We start from the raw sequence: 14,861 nt of genomic DNA, 5'->3' as shown, positions 1-14,861 counted from the left end.
CCCGTAAGCCAAACTGTTTGAGCGTTAGCGAGCTATTGATTTATAGGATTATGAGATTTAGAATTTCTCAGTTTCTGCAGTCGGATAAGCGTTTTTGAATTTTGTCTACACTCTAAACCACCTTATAAAAGGTGGTTTTCTATTTACTAATAATTTTTTACTATATACTTAATTGCTTGTAATATTTTATATTAAATGAAATATTACCGTCAGCATACTCACAGCTTATCTTTCCGCCGTCTTCCTCAATTATAGATTTACATAAATTTAATCCTATTCCATAATTTGTATTTGTAGACATTAGTTTATAATACCTATCAAAAATCTTTTCTTGTAATGGCTTATTTAATGGCTTTGCCCTGTTGGAAATTAAAATTTCAGTGTATGTTGGCTCTACTCTTGCACTTATGTGAATATCTCTTTCTAAAGAATGTTCGATAGCATTTTTTAAAAGATTTACATAAGCCTCTTTCTCCCACCTATAATCTCCAATTATACTTTGACTTTCTAAATTACTTATAATTTCTATATTATTTTTCTTAATTATCGGATTTAAAACTTTTTCTACATCCATTAAAAGATCTAGAAGTTTTATTTCCTTCTTTTTGAAATCTAGTGTTTTTGAAGTAACTACAGCCTCATTTAAAAGTAAAAGTATTAAATCAGTTATATGGTCTACCTCAAGTTTCAAATAAGATAAAATCTCTTTTCTTTTTTCCTGGTCAAATTCTTCATCATTTAAATTTTCTATAAGAAGATTTATAGATGTGAGGGGATTTTTAATCTGATGGGATATATTTTCTAAGTCTAGTTTTAACTTGTCTCTGGCAAATTTAGAATTTTCTGCTTCTTCCTTTAACTTAATAGTAACTTTATAAAGTCCATTTTCCAGAATAGAAAAATCATCATCTTCATTTTTAAGGCTTAGGTCGTATATCCCCCTATTTATTTTCTCAACATTTTTAATAAGCTTTTCTATATTTCTTTTTGTATAACTTTTATAAATTCTATTTAAAATAATGAAAAAGGCTACTATTAAAAAAATTATCAATGAAATGGAAAATATTTCAAAAGGTCTTATATCGCTTAAATCAAAAATTTCTCCATCATAAATCCCATACTTTTTTAGATCCAAACTTTTTGCATCCTTACCACTTAACTTAATTAGGCTACTTATATCAATTTCTGGGTGAGATTTTTTAAGCTCATAGATAAGTCCAGCAAATTTATTATTTAATTTACTTACATAAATATTTCTTAAAGCAAATAAAAGGCTAAAAGTAAGTAAGGAAAAAAGAATAACTATAAATATAGTCTTTTTTCTAACTTTTTTCATCTAAAACATACCCCACATTTTTTACCGTCCTTAGAGAAGATAAATTAAGTTTTTCCCTTAATCTCTTAACATTTACGCTCAAGGTGTTGTCATTTATAAAGATATCATCTTCTTCCCAAAGTTTAAAAAGCGACTGTCTTTCAATAACAATATTTTTATTTTCTACAAAATATAAAAAGAGATCATACTCTCTAGGGCTTAGTTTAATTTTTTCCCCTGCCTTATAAACTTCTTTTTTATCAGTATCTATAACAATACTTTTAAATTTAATGACCTTTGGAAAAAGCTTTTTTATTCTAGCCAAAAGTTCCCCCATCTTAAATGGCTTAGTTAAATAGTCATCTGCTCCCATATCAAAAGCCTTAACAATTGTCTCTTCCTCATCATTTGCTGTTAGAAAAATTACCCTAATATCTTTTTGCATCTTATATATTTTATAAAGATCAAGACCTGACCCGTCTTTTAAACTTATATCCAATAAAACTAGGTCTATGTCCCTAAGATTTAGATCTTTAGCTTCTTCAAAGGAAGAATAAGTTTTAAAGTCATACAAATTTTCAAGTTTTATTTCTAAAGCTTTTCTTATAGCTAGTTCATCTTCCACTAAAATTATCCTTATCATAACTCTATTATACTATATATTTTCTAGTCTTATATTTTCTATAATATTTTCGGCTTTTATTTTAGATAATTGATAGCTACTTATAGATAGGGCTAAAGCAAAAGCCAAAATTATACAAATAACTACTGCTCCAAGTGGAAAAGAATATTGAAGCTCCAAGTTTCTCCTTATAATAATATTTATAATAATAGAAAATAGTATTCCAATAGGTAGTCCAATTAAAAGTGCCCTAGAGGAAATAAATATCCCCTCCAATAAATTCATTTTTTTAAACTGTTTATTTGTCATACCATAAGATAAAAGAGATGCAAACTCTCTTTTTTTAAGAATAATACTTGCAGAAACAGCATTGAAAATATTGGTAATTCCAATTAAACTAATAACTATTATAAAACCATAGCTAAGGATTTTTAAAATTGTAAGAATATTATTTCTCATCTTACGGGCCTCATCCAAATTATCAAAATACATTTTTTCAGTCTCTGATATTCTTTCATAGTCAGCAATTTTATCTAAAGTACTATGTGGATTAATAGAATTTATATAGAGCACTTCATCTGAAAATATAGGATTTTCTTTAAAATCTGACTCTTTTACAATTAAATTAATTCCCCTATTGCCATCTCTCTCATCAAATCCTATAGGAACTTTTTTTATAAATTCTAAATTTACATCTTCCTTAAAAGAAATTGGATTTTCTATTTCTTCATTCCTATAGTTATTTTGATCGTAGCTATATGAAATACTTTTGTCCTTAAATGATTTAAAAGAATATTTTTTGCCATCATCTGTCTTTATAAAATACTCATTACAAGCAAGATATAATCCATTACCTTTTAAGCCATTTTCCTTTAATGTCTTTTCAAATGACTTATCATCAAGTACATTTATAGTTATACCTATACTTTTATCATCTTTACTATAGCCTTGTTTTTCCTGAAAAAACTTTAACAAATCTTCACTTAAATACTTAGTTTCCATATAAGCATAAAATCTTTTAACTATTGAATATTCTTCATCCTCAATAACTGATTTTACTAATTTGTCTAGATTTTTTCTATACTCATCAATACTACCATTATCAGTTTCATTAGTAGACCTATTAATATAACTTACCAAATTGTAATTTTTATAGGCATGCTCCAATCTAACACTCTTCTCAAGCTGACTTACAAGAGAGTAGATAGATATAAAAACTATGATAGATATTGATATAGCTATAACACTTGCCCTATATCTCTTCCTATTCCTCTTCATATTCTTATAGGAAATTTCTCCACCAATGCCAAATATAGAAGAAATGAATTTTGGAATTTTAACATCTTTTTTTCTAATAAGTATATCGCTTGTTCCCTTTATTGCCTCTATTGGACTAATTTTTTTAATACTAATTACCTGCCTACTACTAGATATTAAAGATGTGATTACGCCTAGGGAAAATGCTACCATTAAAGCAATTAAACTTATTTTAAATTTAATCCCCATACCACTAATAAAATTAACTAAAAGACTATTTATAACAGCGCTTACTATAAATGAAGCTAAAAGTCCTAAAATAACTCCAAAAATACTACCAACAAGCCCCAAAACTAAGCCTTCAAACCTTAAACCGTGGGCTAAATCCTTATCTCTAGCACCGAGGCTCTTCAAAATTCCATACTCTTTTTTCTTTTCAACAGTTGATATAGAAAATGAACTCCCAATAATTGCTATAGAACTAATTACTATAATAAAAACTAGAAAAATTCCTAAAGCTAAAATCATCTTCATCTCACTATCTTCACTTTTATAACTTTGAAGTTTAATTAGGGGTGAATTTATAATTACATTATCGGCATCATCTGAAAAAATATTTTCAAGCTTTTTATAATAATCATCTACGCTTTTAAATGAAAAATAAGCATCCTTAGATACTACCTTGTCCTTATCAGAATCTTTAGTAATCAAGGTAAAAGCTGCATCATCAAAACTCTCTATCTGGCTAGTAAATCTATCTACTATACCTACAACTTTCAGCCTTTCACTTCTATCTAGACTTTTAAATTTTTCACCATCTCTAAGATATCCTCTTTCTATTTTCCCTTCGTCTGAAAATCTTTCAATATAGTCTAAATCAATATAATCACCAAGCTTTAAATTTAACTTGCCATATAAATTTAGGGTATCTGGAATTATGACTTCATTTCTATTTTGAGCTAACCTTCCTTCTTTTAGTTTAAAATTAAACCTTTTTAGTGAATCACTATCAGCAGAATATAGGGCAAGATAGGGTTTATATTCATTTTTAGATTTTGACCTACTAGATCCTAGAAAATTTAAAACTCCCAAGTTTCCATCAACATCTCTATTTATCTTTAAAGTATCAATATAAGAAGAAGCATTTTCATACTTAAAATTAAATTCACCTTCTCCAGTTTTTACATAGTCAATCAAGGAAGTTCTAAGTACATAAACCATATTTAATACAGTAAATATAAGAGCTGCTGAAAGACATATTGCAAAGATAGTCATTAACGTTCTCTTTTTATTCTTTTTTAAATAATTTAAACTAAGGCTTCTAATTAATTTCATATTATTTCCTCACATCTGATTTAATCTTGCCATCTACTAATTCAATAACCCTATCTGCTTGATTTGCAATTTCGGGGTTATGGGTAATTAGTATAATTGTTTGCTTATAATTTTTATTAAATTCCCTTAAAATATTTATTATTTCATCAGAATTTTTAGTATCTAGGTTTCCAGTTGGTTCATCTGCTAGAACTAAGCTTGGCCTATTAATTAGGGCTCTTGCAATAGATGTTCTTTGCATCTCGCCTCCAGATAATTGATTTGGAAGATTATTTCTTCTATTTAATAGACCCATTCTCCTTAAAATTTCATCCATCTCTTCCTTTTCTACCGTTTTATCGTCTAATCTTTTAGAAATTGAAATATTTTCCTCAACATTTAGGGTAGCTATTAGATTATAGAACTGATAAATTATTCCAACCTCTCTTCTTCTATATATAGCAAGCCTTTCATTTGAAAGTTTTGTTATATCTTCTCCGCCAACAATTATCTCTCCACTGTCCTTTCTGTCAACCCCACCTATTAGGTGAAGTAATGTGGATTTTCCAGAGCCTGAAGGCCCAATTATAGCTAAAAACTCGCCCTTTTCTACCGAAAAAGAAACATCATCCACCGCTTTAACTAAATTATCTCCAAGTTTATAATATTTTTTTAAATTTCTAACTTCCAATATATTCATTATTTTCACCTCAAGTTAATAATATTATATGTAAGTGACAGTAAAGTGACAAATAAAAATACCCTCCTTACTGGTATGTTCAGTAAAGAGGGTTCAAATCAAAATTTAGGTCTTCTTAATTTTTCATTGGAAGTCTAAATTCTTCTCTTAATTTCTTGTATGTTTCTATAAATTCAGGATTTTCTTTTAAATTAGCTTTTATATGTTTTGTTTGATCAAGCTCTTCTTCATACATGTGATCTAAAGAAACTCCAATATTTGAAATATGGTCAGAAATACGTTCTACTGAAGTTGTAATATCAGATAGAATAAATCCAAGTTCTATAGAGCAAGTACCAGCCTTTACTCTTTCTATGTGACGAAGCTGAATTTCGTCTGTCATATAATCAACAAGTTCTTCATAACTTTCTATTTTAATAGCTTCTTTGTAATTTAGACTTTCAAAAATATTCTTAGTAAATTTTATTGTTTGAAGCAAGGCTTTTTTATAAACTTCCAACTCTCCCCTAGCCTCATCTGAAAAATTAAGCTTTTTATCATCCATCTCCTTGGCTGATTGAGCAATATTTTTGGCGTGATCACTCATTCTTTCAAATTCTCCAATCGCCTGAAGAATAACTGAAGCTAGTGCCTGGTCAGACTTTAAAACAAGATTTTTAGCTATAAATGAAACATATGAACCTAATTTATCTTCATATAGGTCAATTGCTTTTTCTAGTCTTACAACGCTATAATATTTTTCTTCATTAAAATTTTCTACTATATCTACCGCTTCTTCTACCGCTTCTATGGTAAGATCAAACATTTTATTGGAAATATCAAAGGCTTCTTGAAGAGCAAGTCCGGGAGTTTCAATAAGTCTTGTATCTAGTCTAGAAAACTCTCCAGCTCCAACAATTTTACTGTCACTTTTAGCAGGAACAAGCCTTTTTGTAATTTCTACAAATTTATTTGTAAATGGAAAAAGAACCATAGTAGTAAGTATATTCATTATTGTATGGACAGTTGCTATATTTACAGGAGTTATAAAATTATCCATAAAGGAAAATGGTCTAATAGCATTAATTATATAAAATAAAGTTAGGAATAAAAATGTACCTATTATATTAAATAAAAGGTGGATTATACCAGCTCTTTTAGCAGGTTTACTTGCACCAACTGTTGATATAAGAGCTGTTGCGCAGGTACCGATGTTTTGTCCCATAATAATTGGTATAGCCGATCCAAAAGAAACTATTCCCTGTGAAGATAGGGACTGCAAGATACCAATAGATGCTGATGATGATTGAATAATAGCTGTTATTGCTGCTCCAGCTAAAACCCCAAGAATTGGATTAGAAAATAGCATCATAGCATTTGTAAATTTTGGACTTTCTGCAAGTGGACTCATGCTTGTACTCATTGAGTTCATTCCAAACATAAGAATTGAGAATCCCATAAGTATTTTGCCTATCTCCTCACTCTTCTGAGACTTTTTCTTCATTATCAAAATAACACCTATAAGAGCTAGGATTGGCGAAAAAGGAAGTTGGTTTAAGTAATTCAATCAAAAGATTATCTGAGGAAATAGATGCAAGGGAAAGAATCCAAGCCGTCATAGTAGTACCTATATTTGCACCCATTATTACAGAAGCCGCTTGATTAAGAGTCATTATTCCGGAGTTTACAAGTCCAACTACTATTACAGTTGTTCCAGAAGAAGACTGAATAATTGCAGTTATACCAGCCCCAAGTAAGATTCCCTTTAAATTACTGGAAGTTAAACTTTCTAAAATCTGTTTTAATTTTGACCCTGATACTGATGCTAGGGCATCACTCATAAGGTCCATGCCATATAAGAACAGAGCCAGCCCACCTAATAAACCAATATAATTTAGTATATCCAAATCAATTACTCCTTTTTTATTTATCTATTTCATTTTAACATATAATTAACTATTTTTAAATCAGATTAACTTTTATTTAATATAGTTTTTATTATAAATGGAAAGTTTATTAAGAAAAAATAAAGTATTTTGAGTTTTTCTAATTAATGATAAAATATACTTATAGAAATAAAAAGGAGTGATTTAATGAAAAAGAGGTTTATTAAAACACATGATAATAAGGGTATTTTTGAAAATTTAAAAGTTTTTGTAGACTCTGAAACTGGTGTGAATTATCTAGTTTATGAAAGTTCTACTTCTTCAATAATTCCCCTACTTGATGAAAATGGAAAAGTTAAAATTTCTGATAAATATGAATACTATGAGGAGGCTAATGAATAATGGATAATGGTAAATTCCAAGACTTTTCAGCTTACACTTTTAAGGATATTTTAAAAAATAAATCAAAGATTAAAATGGACAGGAAAAAATTTGATTTAAAGCTTAGTAAGGGAAAAAGCATAGGTCTTTTTATAATAATTAGCTTTTTATTATTTTACTTCCTGCTTCCACCTATTAATATCTTCTCTCCATTTTTTATAATATTTTTAGCTATGGAGTGTGGTCTTTTTCTAATAACAATAGGTCCAAGTTTTTCAATTTTTAAAATATCTATTAAAATAATGGCGGTATTTTTTGCCTTGTATGTGATTCTTAACATAGCTTCAAGTGAATTTTTCCACGCTAAAAGCTATGCAAACATATTAAATCCTATAAATGGTGATTTTTCTAAACAAATATCTGAGATAAAGCCTGAAGATATACCTACTATTGATAGGGATACTGCTGAGAGACTTGGCGAGAGAAAGATGGGAGAAATCTTAGATTTAGTTAGCCAGTTTAATATTGATAGTTCTTATACACAAATTAATTATAAAAATAACCCTGTAAGAGTAACTCCCCTAGAATATAATGGATTCATTAAATGGCTATCAAATCAATCAAAGGGAATCCCTCATTATCTTCTAGTAGATATGAAAGATGGAAAAGTAGATTTAAAAACACCTAATAATCCAATAAAATATTCTAAAAGTGAGCTCTTCTTTAGGGATATAGAAAGGCTAATTAGGTTCAAATACCCTACTAAGATTACTGGGGAAATTAATTTTGAAATAGATGATGAAGGAAATACCTACTGGATAACTCCTACATACAGTCCTAGAATATGGATGAAGGCTCTTGATCCAAATGGAGCTATTATTGTTAGGGCTGATACAGGAGATGCTAAATATTATGATTTAAAAGATATTCCTAGCTGGGTAGATAGGGTTTTCTCTTCAGAAGATATTTTAAGACAGCTTTCTTGGAATGGAAAATATAAGGGAGGATTTTTTAACTCTTTTATATCTCAAAAGGGAGTTCTTAAACCAACTGATGGATATAACTATTTAGCTGTAGATGATGATGTCTACTTCTATACTGGAATTACATCCGTTGCAAAAGACTCTTCAAATGTTGGTTTCTTCTTAGTAAATTTAAGAACTAAGGAAGCTGATTTTTATCCTGTTTCATCTGCTGAAGAATTTTCTGCAATGGCATCAGCAGAAGGTGAGGTTCAAGAGAAAAACTACACAGCAACCTTCCCTCTTTTATTAAATATAAAAGGCGCACCAACTTATTTTATTTCACTTAAAGATAACGCTGGTTTAATTAAAATGTATGCTTTTATAGATGCTAAAAATTACCAAAATGTATCAATTGGAAATACTGTTTTACAGGCCTATAATGCACACATTAATGAATCCAGTTTAAGCTCTACTCTTGCTCCCGAAGAAAAAGAAATGGAAGATATATCAGGAAAAGTTGTAGACCTTAAGGAAGTTGTAATTGATGGAACAACTAATTATTATATCCTGCTTGATAATGGAAATATAGTTATTGCAAGTATAAAACTTGATGAAAATTTAGCTTTTCTAAAAGCTAATGACAAACTAAGCGTAAAGGCCTTTATGGTAAAGGATAAATTATATAATGCTATTTCTATTGAAAAATAGCTAAGCAAAAGTCCGCCAAATTCTGTAAATTAGAATTTTAGCGGACTTTTTTATTTTTCTAAAATTAAGCTATCAAAAGAAAGCTTTATTGTTATCTTATTTATAAAGTAAATAATTGATATAGTGCTTAAGATGCTTATTAGAGGATATATTAAAATATTTAAATTAAATATTAAATTATAAAATAATAAACGCTCGATCACTATCAATATAAGAATACTTAGAATAATTGAGTAGATAGACGCAGGTATTAAAATTCTTCTTGACTCGTGATTAAGTATGCCCTTAAGTTCTTTTTTAGTAAGTCCAATATTTGATAGAAGCTTAATTTCATCTTTTCTGGAATAAATATTTGAAATTACCGCATTTGTTACATTAAATATTGCAAGGATAAGTATTGATAGAGAAAACATTATAGAATATTTTGTTATTAATGAAAACATTCTATTGGTCCTATTGTAATCTGAAAGAAAATAATCAGATATCATTTTATTTATCTCTAAAAATCCTAGGACACTTTCAGCATCCGTTGAGTTTTTTAAATTAATTAAAAGGCTTGTTTTGAGTTCATTTAGACCTGATCCAAAAATTCTACTTGCCTGTTTTTCTGTAAAAACAACCACCATAGTTGGTTTTGTAATATTTATTTCTTCTTTATTTATTGGAGTTTTTTCAATAACTTCCAAGCTTTTGTAAAGTTTTGAAGATAAGCCAATACCAATCTTATCTACCTTAGGCTTATAAGGCACTTTGGACTTACCTTCATCTATATAATAGTAAGGCCTATCTGAATTTTCAAATTGAACTAGACTTCTATTTGAAATTCCTCCAAAAAACTCTTTAAATTTTTCATCATCAAGAACTAGGACCTTTTGATTATAATAGGTAGTTACATTTTCTTTCTTGTTGCTTTCCAGATAAAAAAGATCATTTAAATATGAACCATCTATATCAAAAGCTGCGGGTAGGTCCCTATAAAAAGAATAGTTTAGGATTTTATCATTGGAACTTAATTTTTCCTTTAAATCATCTGTTACAAATGTGTCTTCTGCAAGTGTTGCCACTATATCATTCACAGCTTTATTCGTATCTATCATATATTCTTTTACAAAACTTATAGAAATTGAAGTAATAGTTATTAAAAAGGCAGCAGTAACTATAGAAATCTTTTGAAATAGGATGGAACTATTATTTATAAGAGAACTTTTTCTAGCTAGATATGCCTTAAAGCCAAAAAATAATCTATAAATTCTATATTTTTTTCTCTTTATCTTTTTTCTTAACCTGTCACCCATATATTCACTCCTTTCCCCATATTCATCTTCACTTCTTTGAACAATAGCTGTAGCAACATATATCATAAAGAAAGATAAAAGACTTATAATAAGGTTTGGAAAGGTATAAATTTTCATCTTAAAAGAAGATGAATCTAGCATTACATATATCTCTCTTAACTGTTTGAAGCCTACAGTTTTTAAAATAGAAAGACCTAAAATTTGTCCAATGGGAATAGCTATTAGGGAGGTGAGTAAAATTTCTCTTTTAATTATCTTTTTTATCTGACTATCAGTTGCTCCAACATAGAATAAAAGAGAATAGTCATCCTTTCTTTTCTTGTAAATAGCTGAATAAACAGTATAAATTCCGCCAAAACTTAAAATGTAGATGATAATTGTAAATACTAAACTTATAAGAAAAGATACTTTTTCAGGCCTATAATCACTATAAATATAATTTACCTGAGGATTATTAATTGCCCAATCCAGACTATAATCATCTATAATTTTATCTAAAAACTTCTGCTTATCCACGTTTTTATTCAAATAAAAATAAGTATCAAATCCACCTTCGTTTTTTATATCTAGATAAGTCATAAAGCCGCCCACTAAATTTTTAGAGTAAAAATTATCTACTGTTACAAGCCCACTAATAATATAATATTTTTCTAGCTTTTTTTCAGGTGTATTGTAGCTAAGCTTAATTTTATCTCCAATATTTGCTTTTATATTTAACCTATCTAAAAGATTTTTATTAACCACAAGTTCAGAGTTATTTCTTGGAAAAACTCCCTTAACTAAAGTAGCGGAAACAAGTCTTTCAACATCTCCATAATATTTCTTAGCCTCAGTATAATTTTCTGAAAATCTATTTAAATCATAAGATTTTCTATTATAAGTAATCTCCTCAACAAGATGGGATTTCTTTACAGCGATCCCCCCATTGACTTTGTTATTTAGCATTACTCGGTCAAAAAAATCAGAATTAACATTATCTATACTAATATCAGAATTAGTATAAAGAACAGAATATTCATATTTTAAATAATCTCTTAAAATAATGGAAAAATTAAAAACCAAGGTCAAAAGACCTACAGAAACAATTATGGATATTATATTTAAGATACTTATCTTTTTATTTTCATGCATATATTTAGTGTATATATCAGAAAAATTATTCATATATAACACCATCACGAAGGTTAATAGTTCTATCTGAAGCTTTGGCAACCTCATAAGAATGCGTTATTAAAATAATAGTTTGGTCATAAGCCCGACTAGATAATTTAAGCAAATTTACAATCTCTCTACTCATAGCTGTATCTAAGTTTCCCGTAGGTTCGTCTGCCAAAATAATAGATGGCTTTGAAATTAAAGCTCTTGCAAGAGCTGTCCTTTGCATCCCACCTCCAGAGAGTTCTGATGGAAGAAAATCAAGTCTATCACTTAGGTTTAGCTCTCCTACTAACTTTTTAAAAAAAAGCTTCATCTACTTTTCTATTATCTAAAAGAATTGGAAGAAGAATATTTTCTCTAACGCTAAGAACAGGAACAAGGTTGAAAAATTGAAAAACAAAACCTATCTTTCTTCTCCTAAATATAGCCAGATTATCTTCTGATAACTTTTGAATATTTAAACCGTCTATAAATACATATCCAGTATCCGGCCTTTCAATTCCCCCAATAATTTTTAAAAGAGTCGACTTTCCTGAACCCGACGGCCCAACAATAGAAACAAATTCCCCTTTTTTAATATCTAAGTTTACATCCCTTAAAGCCCTAACTTCAACCTTACTAGATCTATATGTTTTATTTATATTTCTAACTCTAAGAATACTCATAAAATCACCTTGTCTTTAGAAAAACAATATCGAATTTAACTCCATTTTCTACATTTGTAACATCAATTAAGCCTTTTTGAGCCTCTATAATTGACTTAGTCATATTTAAGCCAATTCCAACGGAGTCTCCTTCTTTTTGCCTGAAAAATCTTCTAAAAATTAAATTTGGATCCTCTAGTTCAATCTTTTCTCCAAAATTTATAATACTTAAGGTAGTTGATGCTTCATTATTTGTTATATTGCACTCTATAGTTTTATTTTCAGGAGAATATTCAGTTGCATTTTTCAAAATATTAATAATAGCCTCTACCGTCCAGTCCCAGTCCACAAAAAAAGTAGCATCCTCTGGGCCAGAGATTTTAAAAGAAAGATTTTTCTTTTGAAAATTGGCCTCTAAAGTTTTCTTGGCAGCCTTACAAAGATCATAAACCTTATAATCCTCCCTTTTAAAATCTATTGCATCAGCTTCAATCCTAGCAAGATTTAAAAGATTAATAATAAGCCACTGCATCCTTTCAAACTGTTCTTGAGACTTTTCTAAAAAATCCGACCTAAGTTCCCAAGGCATATTTTCATCATCAAGCATAATATCATTAAACATTATTAGAGAAGAAAGTGGAGTCTTAAGTTGGTGAGAAATATCCTGCATAGTATTTTTTAGAAATATTTTTTCCCTCACCAAATCAGAACTATTTGACCTAATAATCCTAACCATCTTATTAAATTGATGATTTAAAATATCTATAAGACCGTCACCAGACTCATCTAGCTGAACCCTATAATTTCCATTGATAACTTTTTCCGCTTCAGTATATATAGAAATAAGTTTTTTTTCTAAACTTTTTTGATATAGGAAGTAAATAGAAAGTAGAAGTAAATATCCGCCTAGAGAAATAAGAAAAGTCTTTAAAATAGAATCTTTATAAATACTTTTTAAAACATTCTGATCATCCGGGCTTTCAGTATAAGAATATTTATCTAAAATTTCAGTGCCTAGTTTTACATCATCAGAATCTATACTTTTACTAATATTTTTTACAACATCCTCTTCAAGTTCCCTGTGATCCCTTAAAATAGAACCGGCAATAGCGGCATTTTTATTGTAAATCTCATTTGAGATTTCTCTATAAGTCTTATTCAAAAAAATAAAATAAGCTAAATTAAGACCAATAAATAAAATAAAAGAGTATAAAATAAATTTTTTAAAATCTCTCACCCTAAACATTTAAGCTCTTCTAACCTCTTTATCCCACCTATAACCAGCCCCTCTAACAGTAATAATATATTCTGGGCTAGCTGGATTAAGCTCAATTTTTTCCCTTAACCTACTTATATATACAGAAATAGATGAATTACTTATTGACTTATCATCTGTATCCCACAAAAACTCAAGAGCCTTTGCCCTATCAATTACTTTTTTAGAATTTTCCATAAAATAAGAAAGTAACTTAAATTCAGTTGGAGTAAGATAAATATCCTTTTCTCTAACATTACATTTTCCTTCAATCTGATCTATTCTAACATCCCCAGAAATTAAAATATTAGAAGTATTTTTAGTAGAATACCTTCTGAGAACACTCTTTACCCTAGATAAAAACTCATATTTTCTAAAAGGCTTAGAAATAAAATCATCAGCACCTTTTTCCAGCCCCTTAACAACATCCTCCTCCTCATCTCTAGCAGTTAGAAAAATAATAGGAGAAATATTTTTAAGCCTAATATACTCACAAACCTCAAAGCCAGAACCATCAGGTAAACCAATATCTAATATAAAAAGAGAATAATCACTATAGTCAATATATCTAATGGCATCTTTTTTAGTATATGCATAGTCAACACTATAACCCTCACTCTCTAGCATATATTTTAAACCAGTAACCAAACTCTTATCATCTTCAACCAATAATATATCACTCAAACCAAAGGCCTCCTTTTTAAAAGTCTTCTTATATATTATTCTATCACAAAATAAAGCCTCCTAATCTTACAATTTTGTAATATTAGAAGGCTAGCATGTAAAATATATAATTAATTTTGTAAAAATAATGCATTATTAGAGAAGCAAATAGATTTAAGTAAATTTAGAGAACCTAGTCAGATTTTTTTCTGTTTTTTACTATATAAATTGCTCCAACAATAAATACAGTCAAATCAAAAATAAGTAAATATTTGTTAAGTCTAAAGAAATTTTTAGCTTGAGCTTCAGAAATAACTAAATTATCATAAGTTTCATATTCATTGATAAAGAACAAAAGTCTAGAGATAAGTAAAATAATAGATACTACTAAACTTCTAAATGAATAATCTTTTCTAGAAAAAGCTACAATTAAAGATAAAATATTAGCTGTACTCATAAGAATAAAGCCAATTTTTACCAAATTACCATATTCGATTAACATTCTGTCCTCCTCCTTACAAGTAAAATCACTTGGATTAGTTCTAAAAGGTTCTAAATTCCAAATTTGCTTAAATAATTGATATCTAACGTGACAAAAAAAAGTTTTCTCATTGATTCAGTATTTTTCCATCTATAATCACCAGAAAATCTAGCTTGGAGAGCACCACCCCATGCAGTATTTATTTCCTCATTAAAATATCCTAAAACATTTTGGCTAG

12 protein-coding genes and 1 pseudogene are annotated in these 14,861 nt (G+C 28.7%); 2 read left to right on the top strand and 11 right to left on the bottom strand.

Annotated elements, in window-relative coordinates:
- Positions 1-160 precede the first annotated feature (160 nt).
- The 6 genes from VLK81_RS01585 to VLK81_RS01560 all read right to left on the bottom strand — a co-directional run bounded on the left by VLK81_RS01585 (position 161) and on the right by VLK81_RS01560 (position 7,094).
- Positions 161-1,336 (bottom strand): sensor histidine kinase, encoded by a 1,176-nt coding sequence (locus VLK81_RS01585; RefSeq protein ID WP_324618756.1) that lies wholly within the window; start codon positions 1,334-1,336, stop codon positions 161-163.
- On the bottom strand, positions 1,323-1,940 hold the full coding sequence (locus VLK81_RS01580; RefSeq protein WP_324618755.1) for a response regulator transcription factor: 618 nt from the start codon (positions 1,938-1,940) through the stop codon (positions 1,323-1,325). The genes VLK81_RS01585 and VLK81_RS01580 overlap by 14 nt, the downstream gene beginning before the upstream one ends.
- 30 nt (positions 1,941-1,970) lie before the next feature.
- Positions 1,971-4,529 carry an FtsX-like permease family protein gene (locus VLK81_RS01575; protein WP_324618754.1) on the bottom strand — a complete coding sequence of 853 codons (2,559 nt, stop codon included), beginning with the start codon at positions 4,527-4,529 and terminating at the stop codon, positions 1,971-1,973.
- Between the two features lies 1 nt (position 4,530).
- Complete coding sequence (locus tag VLK81_RS01570; RefSeq protein WP_324618753.1) at positions 4,531-5,208, bottom strand: ABC transporter ATP-binding protein; 678 nt, start codon at positions 5,206-5,208, stop codon at positions 4,531-4,533.
- A gap of 115 nt (positions 5,209-5,323) precedes the next feature.
- Positions 5,324-6,691, bottom strand: a complete 1,368-nt coding sequence (locus VLK81_RS01565) for a Na/Pi cotransporter family protein (protein WP_324618752.1) — start codon at positions 6,689-6,691, stop codon at positions 5,324-5,326.
- A complete protein-coding gene (locus VLK81_RS01560) occupies positions 6,666-7,094 on the bottom strand; it encodes a Na/Pi symporter (protein WP_324618751.1) in 429 nt (142 codons plus the stop codon). Before VLK81_RS01560 ends, VLK81_RS01565 begins: the two co-directional genes overlap by 26 nt.
- Before the next feature lie 186 nt (positions 7,095-7,280).
- Between VLK81_RS01560 and VLK81_RS01555 the strand changes: the two genes are divergently transcribed.
- On the top strand, positions 7,281-7,475 hold the full coding sequence (locus VLK81_RS01555; protein WP_324618750.1) for a DUF6440 family protein: 195 nt from the start codon (positions 7,281-7,283) through the stop codon (positions 7,473-7,475).
- On the top strand, positions 7,475-9,127 hold the full coding sequence (locus VLK81_RS01550) for a hypothetical protein (protein WP_324618749.1): 1,653 nt from the start codon (positions 7,475-7,477) through the stop codon (positions 9,125-9,127). The genes VLK81_RS01555 and VLK81_RS01550 overlap by 1 nt, the downstream gene beginning before the upstream one ends.
- 50 nt (positions 9,128-9,177) lie before the next feature.
- On the opposite strand, the gene VLK81_RS01545 is transcribed toward VLK81_RS01550, so the two are convergent.
- The 5 genes and pseudogenes from VLK81_RS01545 to VLK81_RS01525 all read right to left on the bottom strand — a co-directional run bounded on the left by VLK81_RS01545 (position 9,178) and on the right by VLK81_RS01525 (position 14,644).
- Entirely contained in the window at positions 9,178-11,586 is a 2,409-nt protein-coding gene (locus tag VLK81_RS01545; RefSeq protein WP_324618748.1) for an ABC transporter permease, read from the bottom strand.
- Positions 11,579-12,245 (bottom strand): annotated as a pseudogene (locus tag VLK81_RS01540) (ABC transporter ATP-binding protein). Before VLK81_RS01540 ends, VLK81_RS01545 begins: the two are co-directional and overlap by 8 nt.
- Positions 12,246-12,249: 4 nt before the next feature.
- Positions 12,250-13,386, bottom strand: a complete 1,137-nt coding sequence (locus VLK81_RS01535; RefSeq protein ID WP_324618747.1) for a sensor histidine kinase — start codon at positions 13,384-13,386, stop codon at positions 12,250-12,252.
- 84 nt (positions 13,387-13,470) lie between these two features.
- Positions 13,471-14,163: a response regulator transcription factor gene (locus VLK81_RS01530; RefSeq protein ID WP_324618746.1), complete on the bottom strand. Its 693-nt coding sequence runs from the start codon at positions 14,161-14,163 to the stop codon at positions 13,471-13,473.
- Between the two features lie 172 nt (positions 14,164-14,335).
- A complete protein-coding gene (locus VLK81_RS01525; protein ID WP_324618745.1) occupies positions 14,336-14,644 on the bottom strand; it encodes a hypothetical protein in 309 nt (102 codons plus the stop codon).
- Positions 14,645-14,861: the final 217 nt, after the last annotated feature.

The organism is Citroniella saccharovorans (assembly GCF_035481615.1).
GTDB lineage: Bacteria > Bacillota > Clostridia > Tissierellales > Peptoniphilaceae > Citroniella > Citroniella saccharovorans.
Note: the sequence above shows the minus strand (reverse complement) of the source record. Positions and strands in the feature narration are given on the sequence as shown.